Origin of the sequence: Confluentibacter lentus (assembly GCF_002806995.1) — a bacterium.
GTDB lineage: Bacteria > Bacteroidota > Bacteroidia > Flavobacteriales > Flavobacteriaceae > Confluentibacter > Confluentibacter lentus.
On record NZ_NIHE01000003.1, the window covers coordinates 248,648 to 270,690 of the forward strand.

At 33.4% G+C, this 22,043-nt stretch carries 24 protein-coding genes and 1 other RNA gene; 14 read left to right on the forward strand and 11 right to left on the reverse strand.

Features of this window, described 5'->3' with window-relative positions:
• The gene (locus CDH50_RS07950; RefSeq protein WP_198513455.1) at positions 1 to 291 is read right to left on the reverse strand and encodes a DUF2752 domain-containing protein; all 291 of its coding nucleotides are present in this window, start codon (positions 289 to 291) and stop codon (positions 1 to 3) included.
• A gap of 236 nt (positions 292 to 527) precedes the next feature.
• On the opposite strand from CDH50_RS07950, the gene CDH50_RS07955 reads away from it, so the two are divergent.
• The gene (locus CDH50_RS07955; RefSeq protein WP_100611479.1) at positions 528 to 713 is read left to right on the forward strand and encodes an LPXTG cell wall anchor domain-containing protein; all 186 of its coding nucleotides are present in this window, start codon (positions 528 to 530) and stop codon (positions 711 to 713) included.
• A 2-nt stretch (positions 714 to 715) separates the two neighbouring features.
• The gene (locus tag CDH50_RS07960; RefSeq protein ID WP_100611480.1) at positions 716 to 1,276 is read left to right on the forward strand and encodes a Smr/MutS family protein; all 561 of its coding nucleotides are present in this window, start codon (positions 716 to 718) and stop codon (positions 1,274 to 1,276) included.
• Here CDH50_RS07960 and CDH50_RS07965 read toward each other — a convergent pair.
• A complete protein-coding gene (locus CDH50_RS07965) occupies positions 1,269 to 2,171 on the reverse strand; it encodes a hypothetical protein (protein ID WP_100611723.1) in 903 nt (300 codons plus the stop codon). The genes CDH50_RS07960 and CDH50_RS07965 overlap by 8 nt on opposite strands.
• 99 nt (positions 2,172 to 2,270) lie before the next feature.
• Here CDH50_RS07965 and CDH50_RS07970 point away from each other — a divergent pair, with 99 nt between their 5' ends.
• Positions 2,271 to 3,410, forward strand: coding sequence for a cysteine desulfurase family protein (locus CDH50_RS07970; protein ID WP_100611481.1), 1,140 nt, complete (start codon positions 2,271 to 2,273; stop codon positions 3,408 to 3,410).
• Positions 3,411 to 3,774: 364 nt separating this feature from the next.
• On the opposite strand, the gene CDH50_RS07975 is transcribed toward CDH50_RS07970, so the two are convergent.
• Both CDH50_RS07975 and CDH50_RS07980 read right to left on the reverse strand, forming a co-directional pair.
• Complete coding sequence (locus CDH50_RS07975) at positions 3,775 to 4,350, reverse strand: helix-turn-helix domain-containing protein (protein ID WP_100611482.1); 576 nt, start codon at positions 4,348 to 4,350, stop codon at positions 3,775 to 3,777.
• Between the two features lie 8 nt (positions 4,351 to 4,358).
• Entirely contained in the window at positions 4,359 to 5,006 is a 648-nt protein-coding gene (locus tag CDH50_RS07980) for an adenylate/guanylate cyclase domain-containing protein (protein WP_100611483.1), read from the reverse strand.
• 331 nt (positions 5,007 to 5,337) lie between these two features.
• On the opposite strand from CDH50_RS07980, the gene CDH50_RS07985 reads away from it, so the two are divergent.
• Both CDH50_RS07985 and CDH50_RS07990 read left to right on the forward strand, forming a co-directional pair.
• A complete protein-coding gene (locus CDH50_RS07985; protein WP_100611484.1) occupies positions 5,338 to 5,709 on the forward strand; it encodes a DUF3703 domain-containing protein in 372 nt (123 codons plus the stop codon).
• Positions 5,710 to 5,894: 185 nt separating this feature from the next.
• Positions 5,895 to 6,278 (forward strand): DUF6010 family protein, encoded by a 384-nt coding sequence (locus tag CDH50_RS07990; protein WP_100611485.1) that lies wholly within the window; start codon positions 5,895 to 5,897, stop codon positions 6,276 to 6,278.
• A gap of 25 nt (positions 6,279 to 6,303) precedes the next feature.
• On the opposite strand, the gene CDH50_RS07995 is transcribed toward CDH50_RS07990, so the two are convergent.
• Together CDH50_RS07995 and CDH50_RS08000 are read right to left on the reverse strand one after the other, a co-directional pair.
• Entirely contained in the window at positions 6,304 to 8,766 is a 2,463-nt protein-coding gene (locus CDH50_RS07995) for a TonB-dependent receptor (RefSeq protein WP_232731983.1), read from the reverse strand.
• Between the two features lie 10 nt (positions 8,767 to 8,776).
• Positions 8,777 to 10,462: a M23 family metallopeptidase gene (locus CDH50_RS08000; RefSeq protein ID WP_100611727.1), complete on the reverse strand. Its 1,686-nt coding sequence runs from the start codon at positions 10,460 to 10,462 to the stop codon at positions 8,777 to 8,779.
• Positions 10,463 to 10,657: 195 nt separating this feature from the next.
• On the opposite strand from CDH50_RS08000, the gene CDH50_RS08005 reads away from it, so the two are divergent.
• The 4 genes from CDH50_RS08005 to rny all read left to right on the forward strand — a co-directional run bounded on the left by CDH50_RS08005 (position 10,658) and on the right by rny (position 13,050).
• Positions 10,658 to 10,948, forward strand: coding sequence for a hypothetical protein (locus CDH50_RS08005; RefSeq protein ID WP_100611486.1), 291 nt, complete (start codon positions 10,658 to 10,660; stop codon positions 10,946 to 10,948).
• 15 nt (positions 10,949 to 10,963) lie between these two features.
• A complete protein-coding gene (locus tag CDH50_RS08010; RefSeq protein WP_100611487.1) occupies positions 10,964 to 11,257 on the forward strand; it encodes a cell division protein ZapA in 294 nt (97 codons plus the stop codon).
• Positions 11,258 to 11,312: 55 nt separating this feature from the next.
• A non-coding RNA gene (ssrS, locus tag CDH50_RS08015) (6S RNA) lies at positions 11,313 to 11,419 on the forward strand.
• Positions 11,420 to 11,475: 56 nt separating this feature from the next.
• Positions 11,476 to 13,050, forward strand: coding sequence for a ribonuclease Y (gene rny / locus CDH50_RS08020; protein WP_100611488.1), 1,575 nt, complete (start codon positions 11,476 to 11,478; stop codon positions 13,048 to 13,050).
• 121 nt (positions 13,051 to 13,171) lie between these two features.
• On the opposite strand, the gene xerA is transcribed toward rny, so the two are convergent.
• Complete coding sequence (gene xerA / locus CDH50_RS08025; RefSeq protein WP_100611489.1) at positions 13,172 to 14,068, reverse strand: site-specific tyrosine recombinase/integron integrase; 897 nt, start codon at positions 14,066 to 14,068, stop codon at positions 13,172 to 13,174.
• Between the two features lie 164 nt (positions 14,069 to 14,232).
• On the opposite strand from xerA, the gene CDH50_RS08030 reads away from it, so the two are divergent.
• The gene (locus CDH50_RS08030) at positions 14,233 to 14,775 is read left to right on the forward strand and encodes a porin family protein (RefSeq protein ID WP_100611490.1); all 543 of its coding nucleotides are present in this window, start codon (positions 14,233 to 14,235) and stop codon (positions 14,773 to 14,775) included.
• 77 nt (positions 14,776 to 14,852) lie between these two features.
• A complete protein-coding gene (gene aroQ, locus CDH50_RS08035) occupies positions 14,853 to 15,269 on the forward strand; it encodes a type II 3-dehydroquinate dehydratase (protein WP_100611491.1) in 417 nt (138 codons plus the stop codon).
• Between the two features lie 143 nt (positions 15,270 to 15,412).
• Here the strand turns inward: aroQ and lpdA are convergent, their stop codons facing one another.
• Positions 15,413 to 16,789, reverse strand: a complete 1,377-nt coding sequence (lpdA, locus tag CDH50_RS08040) for a dihydrolipoyl dehydrogenase (RefSeq protein WP_100611492.1) — start codon at positions 16,787 to 16,789, stop codon at positions 15,413 to 15,415.
• A 106-nt stretch (positions 16,790 to 16,895) separates the two neighbouring features.
• Between lpdA and CDH50_RS08045 the strand changes: the two genes are divergently transcribed.
• On the forward strand, positions 16,896 to 18,179 hold the full coding sequence (locus CDH50_RS08045; protein ID WP_100611493.1) for an NAD(P)/FAD-dependent oxidoreductase: 1,284 nt from the start codon (positions 16,896 to 16,898) through the stop codon (positions 18,177 to 18,179).
• A 4-nt stretch (positions 18,180 to 18,183) separates the two neighbouring features.
• Here the strand turns inward: CDH50_RS08045 and CDH50_RS08050 are convergent, their stop codons facing one another.
• From CDH50_RS08050 to msrB (CDH50_RS08060), 3 genes are read right to left on the reverse strand one after another with little or no spacing between them, the layout of a single operon-like run.
• Complete coding sequence (locus CDH50_RS08050; RefSeq protein WP_100611494.1) at positions 18,184 to 18,738, reverse strand: DUF1572 family protein; 555 nt, start codon at positions 18,736 to 18,738, stop codon at positions 18,184 to 18,186.
• Complete coding sequence (gene msrB / locus CDH50_RS08055) at positions 18,728 to 19,129, reverse strand: peptide-methionine (R)-S-oxide reductase MsrB (protein WP_100611495.1); 402 nt, start codon at positions 19,127 to 19,129, stop codon at positions 18,728 to 18,730. The genes CDH50_RS08050 and msrB (CDH50_RS08055) overlap by 11 nt, the downstream gene beginning before the upstream one ends.
• Positions 19,122 to 19,601, reverse strand: a complete 480-nt coding sequence (gene msrB / locus CDH50_RS08060) for a peptide-methionine (R)-S-oxide reductase MsrB (protein WP_100611729.1) — start codon at positions 19,599 to 19,601, stop codon at positions 19,122 to 19,124. Before msrB (CDH50_RS08060) ends, msrB (CDH50_RS08055) begins: the two co-directional genes overlap by 8 nt.
• 161 nt (positions 19,602 to 19,762) lie before the next feature.
• Between msrB (CDH50_RS08060) and CDH50_RS08065 the strand changes: the two genes are divergently transcribed.
• Both CDH50_RS08065 and CDH50_RS08070 read left to right on the forward strand, forming a co-directional pair.
• The gene (locus CDH50_RS08065) at positions 19,763 to 20,593 is read left to right on the forward strand and encodes a M48 family metallopeptidase (protein ID WP_100611496.1); all 831 of its coding nucleotides are present in this window, start codon (positions 19,763 to 19,765) and stop codon (positions 20,591 to 20,593) included.
• A 57-nt stretch (positions 20,594 to 20,650) separates the two neighbouring features.
• On the forward strand, positions 20,651 to 22,039 hold the full coding sequence (locus tag CDH50_RS08070) for an MFS transporter (protein WP_100611497.1): 1,389 nt from the start codon (positions 20,651 to 20,653) through the stop codon (positions 22,037 to 22,039).
• Positions 22,040 to 22,043 lie beyond the last annotated feature (4 nt).

Consider the following 22,043-nt stretch of genomic DNA (forward strand, 5'->3'; position numbering starts at 1 on the left):
TTAGTGGTTTAGAAAGGTTTTAAAAACGAAATTACCGACTATGATTAGTCCATTTAATATAGCCAAAATAGTAATTATTTTACTAGCATATCTGAAATTTTTGAAAGTATTTAAAGCGATTAATCCGAAAAGTAATATTAAGCTAAAAATAGCAGGGTACATAAAGAAAGCTTCTGTGAATTCTCCTTTAAATATAAGTAAAATAGAACGCTGCATACCACATCCCATACATTCTACTCCAAACAATTTTTTGTTTAGGCAAGGCAGCATAAAATCCTCAATAGACGTCATATAAAAGTATTATATTGCTAAAATACTAAAAGGATTGAAATTATATTTCTTAATTTCTAAAAACGGAATTGTTATCTGGATTTTTTGATTGAGTTTAAATTTAAAATTCAATAATGTATCACAGTATATCTCAGTAAATAATATATTTGAATAAAAATTATTGATTACTTTTCAATAATTTATTTTGATTCGTGAAGCTTTTTAAAATCAATCACTGAACATAATTTTTAATCCTAATGAAATACATTAATTACACACTTATAATCTTAGGTGCTATTATTGCACTTTATTCTAAAACCGGCACTGAGCAAAATCTATTTATTTTAATTGGTGGGATTACAATGCTAATGATTGGGGTTTATAGAATTTCCAAAACAATTCCCAGTAAATTTAATGATGAAGAAAACAATGAAACTAATTAATTATGGATTTTAATGTTGGTGATCGTGTATTGGTTCTAGATGAAGATTTTTCTGGAATTATTAAAATGATTAAAGATAATATCATAACTATTGAAACTGAAGACGGCTTTTTACTTGATTACCAAAGTAATGAACTTGTCAAGAAGAAGTCAGATAGTTCTATGAAATCAGCATTATTTACAAATACAAGCATTAATACCGTTATTTCAGAAAAAGAAACGTCAAAAAGAAAGCAGCCAACAACAAAACCTAAAGAACGTTACGAACCAACCATGGAAGTTGATTTGCATATCAATCAATTGGTGAAATCATCTAAAGGGATGAGTAATTATGACATGTTAACGCTTCAGTTAGATACTGCCAAACGCCAATTGGAATTTGCCATGGCGAAACGCATTCAAAAAATTGTCTTTATCCATGGAGTTGGAGAAGGTGTTCTTAAAGTGGAATTGGAATATTTATTTGCCCGCTACAATAATGTAAAATTCTATGATGCCAATTACCAAAAATATGGACTAGGTGCCACCGAGGTTTATATTTTTCAAAATGTGGAGCCTAATTAAAAGGTGGAACAACTTGTTCTGTTGCAGTTAAGCCGGCGTTTTCTAAAATACCAAAATCGAATTCGTCTTGCGACAAAATATCCAGACTAATCCCAGTCACTTTAAGGGTTACCAAATAACTTAAGTTAATGATATGGTTTCTGTAAGCAGTGGCGGCAACGCTAATGACAACATTGCTATTCAAATAATCAGGGCCTACTAAACTATCACTGATATCATTTCTGGGGTTTTGGTCTTGGGTGTCTGTTTCTTCGTCACGGGTTAAAATGCCATCACCGTCATCATCTGCATCTAAATAATCGGGAATGCCATCACCATCGGTATCTTGGGCATCATTTAAGACGCCGTCGCCGTTTGGATCAGGATTTTCATCCTTAGTCAATACATTGTCGCCATCATCATCAGCATCTAAATAATTTGGTATACCGTCGCCATCTGTATCGTCGTCATCTAAATTACCATTGCCGTTTATGTCTTCTAGAATAGCTAAAATGCCATCGTTATCATCTTTAGTTAAAGTAGCTGTTATAATAGCGGTAGCGGTACTTTGGTAATCTTGGGTTATTTTTATTTCAGAAGAAGGCACATCGCTACAAAATAAATTGTCGGGCAATGTGGTGTTGCTGTATGTTCTATAATTAAATAGGCCGGACGTTGTAGTAACAAGAGTGTTTCCTGACCCCACATTTATAATTTGGGAAATTGTTAAGTTTTCTACAAAAAATGATAAAGATTCCGATGGGTCATTTTTGGTTTTATAAAACACTAAATTTGTTTCTCCGCAAGCTTGAAAGGATTCATCAAAATCAAATTCTACCGCAATAACATCACCATCACTACAAGAAAAAGAAACGATTAAATTTATAAATACTATAACAATTAAAGATTTCTTCATTGGTTTGGGTTTTAAGGCAAAAATAATAGAATTGATATTTATAACGCCTGATATTGATAATAATTTTATTTGAAGTAATTTTGCCATAGATTAAAAAAAATGGAACACGTATATTTAGACAATGCGGCAACTACGCAAATTCGTGATGAAGTTATCATTGGGATGACTAATGTTATGAAGGATAATTATGGAAATCCTTCATCTTCACATAGTTTTGGCAGGTCATCTAAATCAATTATTGAAAAATATAGGAAGCAAATAGCCAGTCACTTAAATGTGTCCGCTAGCGAAATAGTATTTACTTCTGGAGGGACTGAAGCCGATAATCTGGTATTAAGAAGTGCCGTAAGGGATTTAGGCATTACCCACATTGTAACTTCAAAAATTGAACATCACGCGGTATTGCATACCATAGAACAGTTGATTAAAGAGTATAAAATCGCCGTTAGTTATGTTGATTTAAAAGTCAATGGCAGTGTTGATGTCTTGCATTTAGAAACATTGTTGCAAACAGAAAGTAAAACGCTTGTTAGCTTAATGCATATAAACAATGAAATTGGTAATATACTGAATTTAAAAAAGATAGCTCATTTATGCAAAGCTAACCATGCGTTGTTTCATAGTGATACCGTGCAGTCTGTTGGACATTATAAGCTGGATTTACAAGACATTCAAGTTGATTTTTTAGCAGCAAGTGCCCATAAGTTTCATGGTCCAAAAGGTGTTGGTTTTGCTTTTGTTAGAAAAAATTCAGGACTAAAACCTTTAATTTTTGGTGGTGAGCAAGAAAGAGGACTTAGGGCCGGAACAGAGAGCATGCACAATATTGTTGGTATAGCCGAAGCTTTGGATATAGCCTATGGGAATTTAGAGGAAGAAAGTGCTTATATATTAGAATTAAAGCAGTATTTTATTGATAAAATTTCCAATGACATTCCACAAGTTACTTTCAATGGAAATTCTGGAAACATAAAAAAAAGTACTTACACGCTTGTAAATGTTTGTTTGCCTGTTCCTGCATCAAAGGCAACGATGTTCTTATTTCAGTTGGATTTAAAAGGTATTGCGTGTTCTAAAGGGAGTGCCTGCCAAAGTGGTAGTTCTCAAAATTCGCATGTACTAGCTGAAATTCTGGATGATGAACAGTTACAAAAACCTTCCATTCGCTTTTCTTTCAGCATTTATAATACCAAGGATGAAATTGATTATGTTATTGGGGTTTTGAAGGGATTGATTTAATATCAATGATTATAAGAATCGGCAAATAATGCAATAAAACCACCTGAATTGGATAAATCGAATTTAGATATTGCATACGGTTAACAAATAAGCCACACTTTAAAAAGTGTGGCTTAAAAATTTAAATGTAAAGAATGCTTAATTGCAATCAACACATGCACAAGTAATTCCACAATTGCAATTTTCACAACTACAATTAAGACTAGAACATTTTTTGTTGTCTTCTTGAAAAATACTACTCACTTCGAATTCTGATTTCATAATTTTTGTTTTAATTTTTTAATTAATTTTATAGTACAAAAATAGCATCAGTAAAAATGAATGTAATTACATTACTTTTGGTAAGACTTACAAAATTTTGTCATTAAACTTTATCGAGCAATTTACGCCTATTAGAGCCAACTTGTTTAAAATGTGAAGGTGTTAATCCTGTAATTTTTTTAAATTGATTAGAAAGGTGGGCAGCGCTGCTATAATCCATTTCGAAAGCAATTTCCGATAATGTCATTTCTTTGTACACTAATAGTTCTTTTACTTTTTCAACTCGTTGTTCAATAAAATAATTTTCTATTGTTCTGCCTTCAATGGAAGAAAATAAACTACTTAAATAAGTATATTCGTGATGCATATTTTCTGATAGGAAAACGGAAAGTTTCATTATATTTTCTGCTAAGCCAACTTCCTTTCGTGCTTTTTTTATTATTAATTGTTTTATTTTTTCAATTGTTCCTCGCATCCTATTATCAATCAATTCTAGTCCTATTTTAATAAGGTTAGTGCTTAATAAATCATTTTGCTGCATAGTTAAATTAATCAATAAATGAATTTCGCCTATGATGACCTGTTGAAATTGTAAATCTAAATTTCTTAAAACATCTTCTACCGCAAGGATGCAGCGATGACAAACCATATTTTTAACAAATAATATATTAGGTGTCATAATGATAGTTAGTAAACTTCAGGATTGGTAGATTGACTTTTTAAATAAATATCGAGGCAGGCAGGCGAACAAAAGAAGATATTTTCTAATTTAGGATGCTTTGTGGCTTGGACTATATCCAAAATCAACATTCTGCAAACACTATCAATAAAAACTTTGTTTTTGCATTCACTTCTTAACTCATACATTTCCATAACTCCACTTATATTTTTAAAGGTGTGCTTCCCCATCGACTGCAGCTTAAAAAGACTCTTATCAAAAAGTGATTCGATAAACGCTTCTGAACACCAAAATGTGCCTGGGCTCGCTTTGGCCGCAATTCTTGATGTTAGGTTTATTGTAGTGCCAAAATAGCTGTTATGTCTTGTTAGAACTTTTCCATAATGAATGCCGCCATGAACCTGAAGAAAATTATGTTCATTGGATGTAGAGTTTATAATCCTGACTGCTGTTGCAAGTAAAAAATCAGGATTTGAAGATACAACCATCACCTCATCACCTGTGCGTTCCTGAAGATGGCAATCATCCACAAGGCATTCCTTTATAATTTCGATATACCTATCAATTAGGTCTGCAGCAGAAACAGCGCCATGCACTTCTGTAAGAGCTGTATAACCTGATAAATCTGACATGAGAATACAAATGTTTTCTTCCATAAATATCAGTTTATTTTATAATTAAATATACAAATATTTCATTCTTATCGATTAAACTTAATTAATAAATTTTTAGCAAAATAAGTTGGTATTATTGACCGAATAAGAAACTAATCAAACGGAGCATTTTTAAAATAGGTTTTATAGTAATGATTTTGCAAATTTCAATATTATTTTTGAAAAAGTGTTTTAAAAATAATTTAGGGACCATTAAAAGCCCTTTGAATTTATGAGGAAATTTTCATTATATTAGTGGTAGTTTAAATCCAGGCGTTAGGCAATTTCCGAGCAAACCAAATTAATAGAATTTAAATCTTGAAAAAACTAAAAAATGAAATTTTACACTTCGTTTCCAAAGAGATTAAAACCATATTATAATGCAGAACTTGAAAAGTACCGTATTGAATATTCGAAAGGGAACTTAAAAAGTGCGTGGAGTCATTTAGAACGAGCTCACATAATCGGTCAAAAATATCCTTTCTCACACACATTCGTACATTGGAAAATGTTGCAATTCGGATTCAAAATCAAAAGCGGAAAAGAAATTTTAGGTCAAATACCACGTTTAATTTTTGGTGGAGTAAAATCGTTTATTGGAAAAATTCCAGTCGGAAATCCCGGAGGAGCAAATGTTCCACCTCTAAAATCATTTCCAATAGAAAAGGAATTGAAAGATATTTTTTTTAAAGCAGGACTGAATTAAATCCAAAAACAAAAATCGTAACACCTCAATAATTGTAGTTTATTATGATAAGGAGCTAAAAAGTTTAAATACAATTTATACTACTGGATCTCAGCGGAATAATCCAACGCATGATTTAATGGCAAAATAATACCTGATATTTTAACTATAAGACTTCATGACTAATAAATTAACGATTTTAAAAAATGAATGATTTTTATATAGGAGTTATTGTAACTATTGCAATAATTGGTTTGTTGGAAATATTCCAATTTTTAGAAAAACGACTAATCGGTGCTTTGACATTAGTTGGCATTCCTTTTATTTATATTGGTTTTTCTTGGAATGATGTTCTCTCGCTGACTTATGCCATACTTGGAGCTGCAATATTTTTTACAATTTCTTATTTTGGTTATAAGAAGAATTTTATTCTAATTATAATAGGACTAATTCTACACGGTATTTGGGACATTCTATTTCCATATTACAGCTCAAGTGCCCCTGAAGGTTATGATATATTTTGCTTGACCGTAGACTTTCTTTTGGCTTTATATTTCTACATAAGAGTTAAGCCTCTCAAACTAATTTGAAAATAAAAATAAACTGGCGACTAAATTAAAACTTCATGGTTGTTCTCACATTAAAAACCCTTGGTGTTAAGTAATTTGGAATAGCGTATTGGCGTTTGCTATAAACATCTCTTACCCAAGTATTGGTAATGGAATTTTGTACATCAAATATGTTAAAGATTTCAACACCAAAAGAGAGTTCTTTAAAAGGTTTTTTCCAACCAGTTTTAAATGGTTTGTTTTCGTCAACCAAAACAAATTGAAAACCAATATCGGCTCGTTTATAATCGGGTAATCTAGTTTGGTATTCATATGACTCCGCATAGCTAGGTGAGCCTCCCGGTAAACCTGTATTATAAACTAAGTTTAAATACATTTTCATATTTGGGATGTTGGGTACATAATCTTGAAATAGCGCCGCAAACTTTAAACGTTGATCTGTTGGTCTTGCTATGTAACCTCTATCATCTATATTCTCCTCGGTTTTTAAATAACTAAAACTAAACCATGATTCTGTTCCCGGTACAAATTCACCGTTAAGTCGCATGTCCAATCCATACGCATACGCTTCAGCATTATTATTAGCTCTGTAACGAATACGGACGTTTTCTAAGGTGTACGGATTAACATCGGTCAGTTTTTTGTAATAAGCTTCTGTGGTGAGTTTAAAAGGTCGGTTCCACATTTTAAAACTGTAATCGTTTCCTAAAACCAAATGAAATGATTTTTGTGCTTTTACATTAGGATTAACAATACCAGCCGAATCCCTTAGCTCTCTGTAAAATGGTGGTTGATAATATAATCCGCCAGCAATCCTAAAAAGCATATCTTTTTCCCAATAAGGTTTTATGGTGAATTGGGCACGCGGACTAAAAACTGTTTGGTTTGATGATGATAAGTTATCACCGGAAACCGACCAATTATGAACGCGAATACCTGCATTATACCAAACATCGCTTGTTCCCAACATGGCACGTTTACTCCATTGCGTATATGCTTGCAATCGGTTAATGGTAACGTAATTTGTGGCTCTAACATTTTGAAATGGCACTAATGGCCCTTCATAAGGTAGATAAGGTTGTTCATTTATAGGGGTTGTTTTTGGCGGTCTGATTGAGAAACCTGCCGAATCTATAACTTCCCATTCTATCAAACGGTCGCGAATATCCTCATTGGTATATTTTACAGACCATTCGATACGATTATCATCAATATTAAAATCGCCTTTATGTTCAATATTTGTTATGAGGGCGTCCAAATCATTTCTGCCATGATTCAACTGGCTCCCAACACCTTCACTAAATTCAACCTCACCTAAATTTTCATCACCAATATTGCTGTTCACTTCACCAAGTCTGTATTGCGCCAAAATATCAAAATATTCTTCTTCGGTGGTATGGTAAGTAGAGGCAATAAGTTTTAGTGTTAAATCATCATTGGCAAAATAAGTGCCTTTAAAGGCTCCAAAATAGGTTTGGTATTGATCTTTTTCTTGCCCATCATAAAACACAATAAGAGCTTTAGGCTCGCTTAAGGTACCAAAATTGGTTTGTCGTGCTTCTGGTTGATAATCATATTTATTAATAGAAGCATTTCCTAAAAAATTTAAATGGAATTTATCGGAAAATTTATAAGTCAAGAACGTCTGGGCATCAGCAAATGCTGGTTTAAAATTGGCTTCGGTTTCCTTTTCATCAACCAATAAACTATTGTCTCGGTAACGAACACCTACAATTCCTGTAAATTTAGAATCGTTACTGATGTTTTCAACTGACAAACTGCCGCCTAACAGACTTAAATCGGCATTAACCTCAAATTGATAAGGGTTTTTATAAGTAATATCCAGAACAGAAGATAATTTATCACCATATTTAGCTTGAAAACCTCCAGGTGAAAAATCAACGTTCTGAACCAAATCCGTATTCACAAAACTTAAGCCTTCTTGTTGCCCGGAGCGTATTAAAAACGGACGATAGACTTCAATATCATTCACATACACCAAATTTTCGTCATAATTACCACCACGTACGGCATATTGTGTGCTCAGCTCGTTGTTATTGCTCACGCCTGGAAGTGTTAATAATAAATTTTCGATACCTGCATTGGCACCTGGAATTTTTCTAATGGTCTCTGGATTTAAAGTGGTAATGCCTTCAACTTCTTTTTGGCGTTTGCTGGATACCACAACTGTCGACATTTGTTCGATAGTGTTGTTCATCACTGGGTTGAATTCAAAATCCTCACCATTTTTAAGATTGAATGTGCTAACAACTTTTTTGTGGGATATATGCGTGAATTCTATTTCTACATCTTGGTTAGCAGGAATTTTAATGATGAAAAAACCATTTTTATTAGTTTGTGTCCCTATAAGTCCAGCTTTTATATTGACGTTTTCAATAGCAATACTGTTTTCATCAAGAATGACCCCTTTTATAGTAGCTGTTTGCGAATAACTAAGTCGTGTTATCGAAGAAAAAATGAGAACAATAAACCAAAATTTTGTTTTCAAACGTGTTTATTTATTTTCTATAAAAAGTTGCTTCAAAAGTAGCACTATTTCCAACATTATCCGTAACAATAACCTTTAAATTGTTCTTAGTTTCATTGCTAACCGCATCATTAAAATCGTAAGTAAGGGTTTTGGTTTTGTAATCGTATTCCATTAAAATCCATTTGTCGTTTATGGTAGCTCTAAAATTTGAAATATCTGTTTGGGCATCGCTAATTTTGATTTTCAAATATCTAAAATCACTAATCCATTGATTATCTTTAAAATTTAAAGGCGTAATGGTTGGTTTTACATTATCTCTAGCCAAAGCAAAAGTCCCAAGATTTTTTATACTACTTGTTAAAATATTGCCTTTCCTTTTGGTATTCTCATAGACAGGATATTTTTTTGCACCAATTAGCCTAGCAATGTAAAGCTTGCTTTTATCTGCATCAGAATAGTTGGTTATATCGTAGCTTATATTAAAGGTTTTTTTAAGTGGGACAACATCCTTTTCCAAAAAAAGCGTATCGTTTTTCACTTTAAAATCAAGGTAATAATCATCGTAAAAAGTGTCAGGAAAAATATCAACAGATACATTTCCTTCCTTTAAATTGGTAGTTCCTTTTGTGTACACAAAATATGGTGTGGTTTTTTTGCCCTGATTTAGAGCGTTGGTTGCTTTACTACCTTTTATAGGAATTGTTATCCATGCCTCATTACTTTTATAATCACTCACGCGAATTTTATAGACTAGGTTAGTGCTATCTTGTATGGTTAAGATTCCATTGTTTTTTATTGATTTTAGCATGCTAAGATCATTATTATCACTAAATAATTTTTGAATCCGTTCTTGCTTGGTTTTAAAATGCTCGTAATCTATAAATCTGTTGAGACGATTTGTTTCATCAAATGAAAACTTTCTAAAATCGACTTCAAAGTTCTGACTGCCATTAATAAAAGTCTGTATGTTGTAAACGCCGTTGCTATTGGCCCCAAAATCTTGTCGGTCAAAGGTATTGATGGCAAATCCGATATCTCCAAAGGCATTAACGCTTTCAGCCATGTAATCACCATTTTTTAAGGGGGTTAACTTGAGTTTTTGTTTTGTTTGGGATTTATTTACGGTCGAACTATCTCCAATTGGGTAAGCATAAAGCGATGTAATTATAGGTTTAGACGTGTCTTTAATGTCAATACCAAAAAGCATTGGGTTTATGGCATGCTCTTCTTTGTTTCGAATTTCAAAATGAAGATGCGGCCCGCCAGAACCTCCAGAATTTCCACTATATGCAACCAGTTCGCCTTTTTTCACCAATAATTCTCCAGTATTTGGAAACACCTCAATTTCGTAAGACTCTACTTTATATTGATGTTTTTTAACATACGCTTCAATCTCAGGGGAGTATTCAGATAAATGCGCATATACAGTGGTATAGCCATTAGGGTGCGTGATGTATAACGTTTTTCCGTAGCCATAATGTTGGATTTTAATTCTACTTACAAATCCATCGGCGGCGGCTAATACTTTTAAACCAATACGTTGTTGGGTTTTAATATCTAAACCAGAATGAAAATGGTTAGAGCGTAATTCGGCAAAATTACCAGATAATATCAATGGAATTTCCAATGGACTTCCAAAATAATCTTGTGGATAATTGTTCTGGGCACTAATATATGTTGAAATAAATAGTAAAAAAAAAGGGGCTAACTTCATAATAAAAATGGGTAAATGCATTTTTGGGTATCTGGCTAAAATATTAATTTGATATGAATCAACAAAGCATAAAACAAAAATCAATCCATTGTGTTGATAATGAGCAATAACGAATTAATTTAAATTTTATGTAAAAACAATTGTAATTTATAGTTATCTATGTTAACTTTGTGAGATAAGTATTGAAATTTGCAAATGAGTAACATTGAAGACATTGTAGATTCTCTAGAAAACAAAATTAGTAAGGTCTTACATAAACTTGAGGTTTTAAAGCGTGCTAATTTAAAGTTGAATGAAGAGTTAGAGATATCAAAGCAACAACTTCAAGGCAAACAGCTACAAATTGTGGCTTGGGAAGAAAAATATGAAGCTCTTAAAATGGCAAATACAATACTTGGCAGTGATGAAAATAAACGAGAGACTAAGCTTAAAATAAACGCATTAATTAGGGATATAGATCATTGTATTGCTCAACTATCCGATTAATGCTAATTAAATTCAATGTCAGAAAAGCTTAAAATAAAGCTATCTATAGCTAACAGAGTATATCCTTTAACTATTGATGCAAGTCAAGAAGAAGGATTACGCAAAGCAGCTAAAAACATTGAAGTGATGATTAAGCAATTTGAGGAAAGTTATTCTGTGAGGGATAAACAGGATGTTTTGGCCATGTGTGCTTTACAGTTTGCTTCTCAAGTAGAACAAAAATCAATTGATAAAGAGAGTGTAAATGAGCATTTAGAAGAAAAACTTCAAGCGCTTGACGAATTATTACATGCTCACTTAATCTCTTAACGTTCTTTAAAATACATTAAAGTTACTGCCTACATTGGTTATTTATTTTTGATAAACTCAACGTTAATTCTCTTAAAAAGGGTGAGTTTAAGTTGTAAAAGCATGCTGCCTTGAGCAGATCCTTGATCAGCTTGTTAGCCCTAAACTTGTTTTAAGGAGTTTATACAAAATTTTACGCTGGTGTAGGCTTTTTTTATATATAAAACCAACTAAATAACATGGATAACTCAATTATAATAATTATTGGAGGCGTAGTATTAGGGATTGTAATAGGATTTATTATAGCCAAAACATTAGAAAAAAACAATGCTTCAAAACTTGTTAGGGAAGCAAAAAAATCAGCAGCTTCCATTTTGAAAGAAGCAAATAGTGAAGGTGAAGCCATTAAAAAAGATAAAATTCTTCAGGCTAAAGAAAAATTTATTGAACTTAAAGCTGAGCATGAAAAGGTTATTTTGTCTCGCGATAAACAAATGGCAGAAGCTGAAAAACGCACAAGGGATAAGGAATCTCAAATTTCTAGTGAATTAAATAAATCGAAAACATTAAACGAATCTTTAGAAGCTAAAATAAAAGATTACAGTCACAGACTGGATATTCTTGATAAAAAGGAAATTGAAATTGGCAGACTTCATAAAAGCCAAGTAGAACAGTTGGAGGTTATTTCGAGTCTTTCTGCAGAAGATGCCAAAGCACAATTAATAGAATCTTTAAAGGGTCAAGCGAAAAATGAAGCCATGGCCTTTGTGCAAGGTGCTGTTGAAGAAGCAAAACTTACTGCGCAACAAGAAGCTAAAAAAATCATTATTAACACCATTCAACGCATAGGCACTGAAGAAGCCGTTGATAATTGCGTGTCCGTATTTAATATAGAGTCTGATGATGTTAAAGGTCGAATTATTGGCCGTGAAGGAAGAAACATTAGAGCTATTGAAGCTGCCACTGGTGTAGAAATTATAGTAGACGACACACCAGAAGCTATTATATTGTCTTGTTTCGATTCTGTGAGACGTGAAATAGCGCGCTTATCGCTACATAAATTAGTGACCGATGGTAGAATCCATCCAGCACGTATTGAAGAGGTTGTAGAAAAAACCAAAAAGCAAATTGAACAGGAAATCATTGAAATAGGTAAGCGTACGGTTATCGATTTGGGTATCCATAATTTACATCCTGAGCTTATTAAAATGGTAGGAAGAATGAAATATCGTTCTTCTTACGGACAAAATTTGTTACAACACTCCCGTGAAGTTGCTAAACTTTGTGGTGTGATGGCGGCGGAATTAGGATTGAATCCGAAATTGGCAAAACGTGCCGGTCTTTTACACGATATAGGAAAAGTGCCGGATGCTGAAGCGGATATGGAAACGCCACACGCGATTCTTGGAATGCAATGGGCTGAAAAATATGGTGAAAAAGAAGAAGTTTGCAATGCCATTGGTGCCCACCATGACGAAGTAGAGATGAAATTCTTAATATCTCCAATTATTCAAGTTTGTGATGCGATTTCTGGTGCTAGGCCAGGAGCAAGGCGTCAAGTATTGGATAGCTACATCCAACGTTTAAAAGATTTGGAAGATATCGCTTTTGGTTTTCAAGGTGTTAAAAAGGCTTATGCCATTCAAGCGGGTAGAGAGTTGCGTGTGATTGTAGAAAGCGAAAAAGTTGATGATCAAAAGGCAGCAGAGTTGTCATTCAGTATTTCCCAAAAAATACAAACGGATATGACTTATCCAGGACAAGTTAAAATCACCGTAATTCGAGAAACAAGAGCTGTCAATATCGCTAAATAGTTTTTGTCATTGACTGCGTCGAATCTTCGATTTCCTGAGAAGGCTGGAATCCATAATAAAAAAATTTATAGTAAAAATCCAGTTTATACTGGATTTTTTAATTTGTGCTAACAGCTAACAACTATTTCCTTGGATGATATTTTTGAACCACTTTGGTTAAATGACTTTTATCCAGATGAACATAAATTTCTGTGGTTGTTATACTTTCATGCCCCAACATGAGTTGTATGGATCGTAAATCGGCATTATTTTGCAATAAGTGGGTTGCAAACGAATGACGGAACGTATGCGGAGAAATACTTTTTTTGAGTCCGATTTTATCAGCTAGTTGTTTAATGATGGTGAAAATCATAGCTCGAGTAAGCTGTTTTCCTCGTCGGTTTAAGAATAGCGTATCTTCAAATCCGGATTGTATCTTAATATGGGAACGGACTTCCTTTCTGTAAATGTTGATATATTTTTGGGTTGTTTCAACAATCGGCACAAAACGTTGTTTATCGCCTTTGCCCGTGACTTTAATAAAACCTTCCTCAAAAAATAAATCGGATAATTTTAAATTCACCAATTCACTTACCCGCAAACCACAACCATATAAGGTTTCTAGGATGGCTATGTTCCGTTCACCTTCAGGTTTACTTAAATCTATGGCATTAATAAGGTTATCTATTTCTTCCTCTGCTAAAGTGTCTGGAAGCTTGACTCCAATTTTAGGCGATTCAATCAGTTCTAACGGATTATCATCTCTATAATCCTCAAAAATTAAATAGCTAAAGAAACTACGTAAGCCAGAGATGATTCTAGATTGTGACCGAGCATTGGCACTTTTTGCGAGCTCATAAATAAACTGTTGAACAATTTCCGACGTAATAGAAATAGGAGTATGCGAGATTTGGTTTTCCTCAAGATATAAAATGAGTTTCTTCACATCTAAAGTATAATTATCAATGGAATTTTTAGACAAGCCACGTTCTATCTTTAAATAGAGTTGATAATCTTTAAGTGCGTTTTCCCATTTCATAGATGTAAAAATAAATTAAATATATAAGAAATGAATATTAAAATGTAACTCGTTGAAACGTAAATTATTCAGATTAAAAGTTAAAATATATCAGAATTCATTTGTCAATATGAAATAAAATACCTTCTTTTGTTGCGAATTAACCAAATTTAATTATAAAAATTATGAAAAAACTATTATTATCCGCAGTTATTGCGATATTCGCAATGAGTAATGTAAATGCTCAAGAGGTAAAATTCGGAGCAAAAGCTGGTGTTAACTTTGCATCATTATCTGGAGATGATGCTGATGGTCTTGATGGTAGAACATCTTTTCATGTTGGTGCTTTAGCTGAAATTGGTATTTCAGAGAAATTTGCTGTACAACCTGAACTTCTTTATTCATCACAAGGAGCTTCTTTTGAAGATAATAATCTTAAAATGGATTATATAAATCTTCCTATTCTTGCTAAGTTTTTGGTAGCTGAAGGATTTAGTATTGAAGTTGGTCCACAAGTAGGATTCTTAATCTCTGCTGATGCGGAAGGAGAAGATGTTAAAGATGCTTTTAAAAGCACAGATTTTAGTGGAGCTCTTGGTTTAGGTTATAAATTGGAAAGTGGTTTAAATTTTGCAGCACGTTATAATTTAGGTTTAGGAAATATTGCTGATGGAGACGGTGACATAAAAAATAATGTAATACAACTTTCTGTTGGATATTTTTTCTAAATAATTTTATTTAATGATTTAAAAAGGAAGCTATCTAGCTTCCTTTTTTTATATTCAATTTTTAATATATTTGCTGCATGAAAAAACTAATCATAATTAACGGTCCGAACTTAAATTTACTGGGTAAACGTGAACCTGAGATTTATGGAAGTTTAACGTTTACGGAATTTCTTGAGACCATCAAAGATAAGTATCCAAAAGTAAAAATTGATTATTTTCAATCCAATATAGAAGGTGAACTTATTGATAAATTACAAGAAGTCGGATTTACCTATGATGGCATCGTTTTAAATGCTGCTGCTTATACACATACGTCTATTGGCATTGGTGATGCCGTAAAAGCCATTGAAACGCCTGTTGTAGAAGTACATATTTCCAATACATTTAGCAGGGAAGAATTTAGACATAGCTCTTATATTTCCCCAAATGCCAAAGGCGTTATTCTTGGTTTTGGATTACAGAGTTATGAATTGGCGATTCAAAGTTTTTTGTAACAGACTATTTAGAATATTAGACATAATTAGATTTTTAGAAATTTAGATAAGCATATATTCAATAAAAACAAAAAGTTCCAGATTATACTGGAACTTTTTTATGTCAAATCTAATTTGTCTAACTATCTAATTTTCAAAGTTGTTTAAAGATGAATCACTTCATCATAAGCAGCAGCCACAGCTTCCATAACCGCTTCACTCATAGTCGGGTGAGGATGTACGGCTTTTAAAACATCATGCCCAGTAGTTTCAAGCTTTCTGCCTAAAACAGCTTCAGCAATCATATCGGTGACGCCAGCGCCAATCATGTGGCAACCTAACCATTCGCCATATTTGGCATCAAAAATAACTTTCACAAAACCATCAGGATTCCCGCTTGCTTTTGCTTTTCCAGAAGCCGTAAACGGAAATTTACCAACTTTAATATCAAAACCTTTATCCTTAGCTTGTTTTTCGGTTAAACCTACACTAGCAATTTCTGGAGAGCAATAGGTGCAGCCCGGAATATTGCCATAATCTAAAGCTTCAACATGCATGCCTTTAATATTTTCCACACATAAAATACCTTCAGCCGATGCTACATGTGCCAATGCTTGTCCGGGTGTGACATCACCAATGGCATAATAACCAGGAATGTTTGTTTTGTAGTATTTATCAACCAAAATTTTATCTCGATCAACCACAATCCCCACATCTTCCAAGCCAATGTTTTCAATATTGGTTTTAATACCTACGGCAGATAAAATAATATCTGCTTCAAGAACTTCTTCGCCATTACTTGTTTTTACCGTTGCTTTGACACCATTGCCAGACGTATCAACTTTAGTAACTTCAGCAGACGTCATAATATTAATACCACTCTTTTTAAAAGACTTCTCTAATTGTTTAGAAATATCTTCATCTTCAACAGGAACGATATTTGGTAAAAACTCTACAATGGTTACTTCCGTTCCCATAGAATTGTAGAAATAGGCAAACTCAACACCAATAGCACCAGAACCTACAACAATCATCTTTTTTGGTTGCGAAGTTAAACTCATGGCTTCTCTATAACCAATAACTTTTTTACCATCTTGTGGTAAACTGGGCAATTCACGGGAACGCGCCCCGGTAGCAATAATAATATGATCGGCACTATATTCTGTACCATTAACATCAACTTTTTTACCAGGTTTTAGTTTTCCGTAGCCTTCAATGACATCGATTTTATTTTTCTTCATTAAAAACTGAACACCTTTGCTCATGCCATCTGCAACACCACGACTACGTTTTACTACGGCATCAAAATCTTTATCATAATCTTTAACAGAAAGTCCGTAATCGCCCGCATGTTTTAAATATTCAAAAACCTGAGCCGATTTTAATAATGCTTTCGTAGGAATACAGCCCCAATTTAAACATACACCACCAAGATTTTCCTTTTCAACAACTGCTGTTTTAAAGCCTAATTGAGAAGCTCTAATAGCTGTTACATATCCACCCGGACCACTTCCAAGAACTATAATATCGTATTTATTCATTACTTAAATTTTAGGTTACGAATTTACAAAATCGAATTCTAATAAAGAATTTAGAACTCCATAAATTTACATCTTTATGTTACCTTTGTCTTGTAAGCATCAATATATGAACATACCAAGAACAAGTTATCCTAGAATAGTCATTATTGGAGGTGGGTTTGCTGGAATTTCACTGGCAAAAAAATTATCGAAACAAGAAGTTCAAGTGGTGTTATTGGATAAACATAATTACCATACATTTCAACCTTTATTATACCAAGTCTCTACTGGCGGACTGGAACCAGATTCTATAGCATATCCAATACGGAAAATACTTAAGGATTTCCCCAACTTTTATTTTAGATTGGCGCATGTTGATGAAATTGATACCGTAAACAATAAAGTTATAACGGATATTGGGGAGCTTAAATTTGATTATCTGGTGATTGCATCGGGTTCTAAAACCAATTATTTTGGAAATGAAACCATAAAAGCGAATAGTATGGCCATGAAAACCATACCGCAATCTCTTAATTTAAGAAGTTTGATTCTTGAAAATTTTGAGGAAGCTTTATTGACTTCAGATTTAAATGAACGCAATTCTTTGATGAATTTTGTGATTGTGGGAGGTGGACCGACAGGTATTGAATTGGCAGGCGCTTTGGCCGAAATTAAAAAAGGGATTTTACCAAAGGATTATCCCGATTTAGATACGCGCTTGGCACAAATTCATATCCTTCAATCGGGGGATACTATTTTAAAGGGTATGAGTGCACAAGCATCCCAAAAAGCCGAAGATTTTTTAGAGAAACTAGGGGTTAACATATGGAAAAATGTGAGGGTCACCAATTATGATGGAAAAACAGTAACGACGAACACCGACTTAACTTTTGAAACAGCCACCTTAATTTGGGCTGCCGGTGTTATGGGAGCAACCATTAAAGGCTTGGATACTGCTGAATTAGTCACGAGAGGTAATAGACTTTTGGTCAACGAATTCAACCAAGTTAAAGGGTTTGAAAATATTTTCGCAGTTGGTGATATAGCGTGTTTGGTTGATGAGGCTTATCCAGAGGGCTTACCCATGATGGCACAACCGGCCATTCAGCAAGGGGACCAATTAGGCGATAATATGATTCGGTTAATAGAGCAAAAACCTATGCAACCTTTTGTGTATAAAGATAAGGGCGTTATGGCTACTATCGGAAGAAACAAAGCAGTAGTAGATTTAAAACACTTTAAATTTCAAGGTATTTTTGCCTGGTATGTATGGATGTATGTGCACCTGTTTTTTCTCATAGGTTTTAGAAACCGTATGGTCGTTTTTATTAATTGGGTATATAATTATATCAGGTTCGATAGGGAGGCTAGGTTAATTATAAGACCCTTTAAGAAGAAGTTGAAAAAGTGATATTTTACAAGTCATCCGTAAAATGACGTCGACCTTTTTCTTTACTGAACTTTTCTTCGTTATATTTTTTGGAATTACCTTTTGAAATGGATAACGATTGCCAATCCTTACCTTTTATAAGTTTTCCTAAAAACACAATTTGTCCAATATGATAAGGGTAGTGTGCCAATTGCCTATTAATGGCTTCGGTAACTGTATGTTCTTGATTTCTTATGTAGATGATGCGTTCTAAATCTGCTTCTGTCAATTCATTTAAAGCACTGAACAAGAAATTCCATCCTTTATTCCAATCTGTTAATAGATCTTCTTTTGATGTATATGTGTCTTCAAACTCTAAATCACGTTGCCGCCATTCTTTTTCGCCATCTTCAGTCAAAAAATGAGTCCACCTGCTTAACATATTGCCAACTAAATGTTTTACTATTATCACTATAGAATTTGAATTTTCTGCAAATTCCATTTTCAATTCTTCAAAGGATAGTTGATTAAACGTTTTTTCTCCCAAACTTTTATAATATTCAAATTGTTTTACGGCACTTGTTAAAAAACTACTGTCCATCTTTTTCAAAATCGATACTAACCGAATTTACACAATATCTAGTGCCAGTTTCAGTCGGCCCATCATTAAACACATGCCCTAAATGGCCACCACAATTAGAACAAACAATTTCGGTTCTAAGCATACCATGACTTTTATCTAGAACATATTCAACGGTACCTTTGATGGATTTATCAAAACTCGGCCAACCGCAATGTGCATCAAACTTACTATCACTTTCAAATAATTTTTGACCACAGGCAGCACAGCTATAAATACCTTTTTCAAAGTGAAGATTATATTTTCCAGTATGTGGTCTTTCGGTGCCTTTCTGCCTCAGAATTCTATACTCTTCATCAGAAAGCTCTTTACGCCACTCGTTTTCTGTTTTGTCTATTTTATATTTAGTCATTTTTCGGTATAAATTTTAAAGCAACACCATTGATGCAATGGCGCTTACCTGTTGTATTTTTAGGTCCATCGTTAAATACATGACCTATATGGCCACCGCATGTAGCACAATGTTCCTCTATTCCATAATATTCTGAACCACCTGAAAAAGCAACATTACCTTTTATTTCTTGATCAAAACTTGGCCATCCTGTACCAGAATCAAATTTGTTTTCACTTTTAAATAAAGGTGTGTTACAAGCTTTACAAACATATACACCTTTTTTATAGTTTTCATTTAAAGGACTTGTAAAAGCCCTTTCGGTGCCTTCTTCCCTTAAAACATGATACTCTAATGCAGAAAGTTGTGATTTCCATTCTGCCTCTGTTTTGGTAACTTTATACGTTTTTGATGCTTTTTTACTTTCCTTTTGTGCATTTCCGTTACAACTTATTAGGCCTACAGTAATGAACAATAATATTATTTTTTTCATAGTAATTACAACAGTTTTTATTTTTGTCGATAATATACACCAAGCATTACGTATTTCAATAAAAAATATTTGAATTATATAATAAACAAAAAAGTAAATGTAATATACGAAAGGAACGATTTTTGTATTTTTATTAAAAATATTTTCTAAACATTCAAACAATGAAACTTAAAAAAACATTTCTAGGATTTGCAGCCATAGCACTAATCATTTCTTGTGCTACCAATCCATTTACAGGAAAATCAACATTGGCCTTAGTGCCTAATTCTCAACTCTTTCCTACATCATTTGCACAATATAATCAGTTTCTGAATGAAAATAAAGTTATTAAAGGCACAAAACAGGCAGAGATGATTACTAGGGTGGGAGAGCGAATTAAAGCAGCTACGGAGCGTTGGATGAATGCTAATGGACAGCAAGGTTATCTTAACGATTACAAATGGGAGTATAATTTAGTTGATGATAAAACAGTGAACGCTTGGTGTATGCCCGGAGGAAAAATAGTTTTCTACACTGGAATTTTACCAATTGCTGAAAATGAAACAGCCATCGCTGCTATTATGGGGCATGAAGTGGCGCACGCGCTAGCCAACCATGGACAGCAACGTATGAGTGCAGGCATGTTACAACAGATAGGTGCTGTGGCAGGTAATGTTGCTATAAAAGATGAGCAAAGCAGAAATATGTTTAATCAAGCATATGGCATTGGTTCTCAAGTTGGGGTAATGTTGCCTTTTAGCAGAAGCCATGAGTCTGAGGCCGACAAAATAGGATTGTATTTAATGGCAGTTGCCGGTTATAATCCGGATGAAGCCGCAGAATTATGGGTGCGTATGAAAGCTAATAGTGGCGGACAAGCACCACCAGAATTTTTAAGTACGCATCCATCAAATGATTCTCGTATTGCCGAGCTTAAAAAATTGGCTCCAATGGCAAAAGAGGAAGCTAAAAAGTTTGGGGTCACAACATATAGACCTTTAGGAAAATTCTAGTTATATAAAATATTTAATTACTTTAGAAGCTGCTTATAAAAGGGCAGCTTTTTTATTATGGCAGTATTAGAAAAAGGAAGCAAAAAGCTATTAAATGCTTGGGCTTTTTATGATTGGGCTAACTCAGTTTATACTTTAACTATAGCTTCGTCCATATTCCCAATATTTTATTCATCATTATTTTTGAACGACATAAAAGTTGTAAATGCTTTTGGATTCGAATTTAAAAGTACGGCACTAATAACGTTTGTAACAGCATTTACATTTTTGGTTGTTGCTTTTACATCTCCAATTCTTTCTGGCATTGCCGATTATGTCGGAAATAAGAAAAATTTCATGAAGTTTTTCTGTTATGTTGGAAGTGCTGGTTGTATCGGATTATATTGGTTTGATATTTCTCCAGATAAAATCCATGTGAGTTTGCTATTCTATTTCATGGGATTGATTGGTTATTGGGGTAGTTTGGTTTTTTATAATTCGTATTTGCCTGATATTGCTTTTGAAGACCAACAAGATAAAGTGAGTGCCAAAGGATTTTCATATGGTTATCTTGGGAGTGTTATTCTGTTGATATTAAATCTCGGAATGGTGATGTTCCCTCAATATTTTGGATTTGATATAAGCATACCTGAATCAATAAGTAAAACGGCAACAGATAAAGAAATTCAAGAAGCTTTGCTAAAAGCCAAGAATGCAGCTTCTTTTGAAGCTATGAAGGTTTCCTTTATCACAGTAGGATTGTGGTGGGTATTATTCAGTCAGTATTCATTTTATTGGTTGCCTAAAGGAACGTCGTCTGGACATAAAGTCACCAAAGCGATTGTATTTAATGGACTGAGGGAATTGCGATTGGTTTGGAAAGAATTGAAACAAAATTTAAGATTGAAGCGTTATTTATATGCTTTTTTTGTATTCAGTATGGCCGTTCAAACCATTATGTTGGTAGCGGTTTATTTTGGTGAGGAAGAAATTGCTTGGGGAAGTGATGGTGAAAAAACGACGGGCTTAATAGTCAGTATATTGATTATACAGTTAGTTGCCATCATTGGAGCTATTTTAACATCAAAAGCTTCAGCTAGATTTGGAAATATAAGAACATTGATTTTTATTAATTTTATTTGGATGAGCTTGTGTTTTTATGCTTTTTTTATGGAAACACCTTTGCAATTTTATATAGCAGCATCATTAGTAGGGTTGGTCATGGGAGGGATTCAAGCTTTAGCGCGATCTACCTATTCAAAGTTTTTACCAGAAACAGAAGATACCACATCGTATTTTAGTTTTTATGATGTTGCTGAAAAAATTGGTATTGTTATTGGGATGGTCATTTTTGCAACAATTGACCAAATAACTGGCAGTATGCGAAATGGCATTCTTTTTTTATTCTTGTTCTTTTTAGCAGGAATCATTTTATTATTAAGAGTGCCACAACAACGTCAAGATTAAAAAA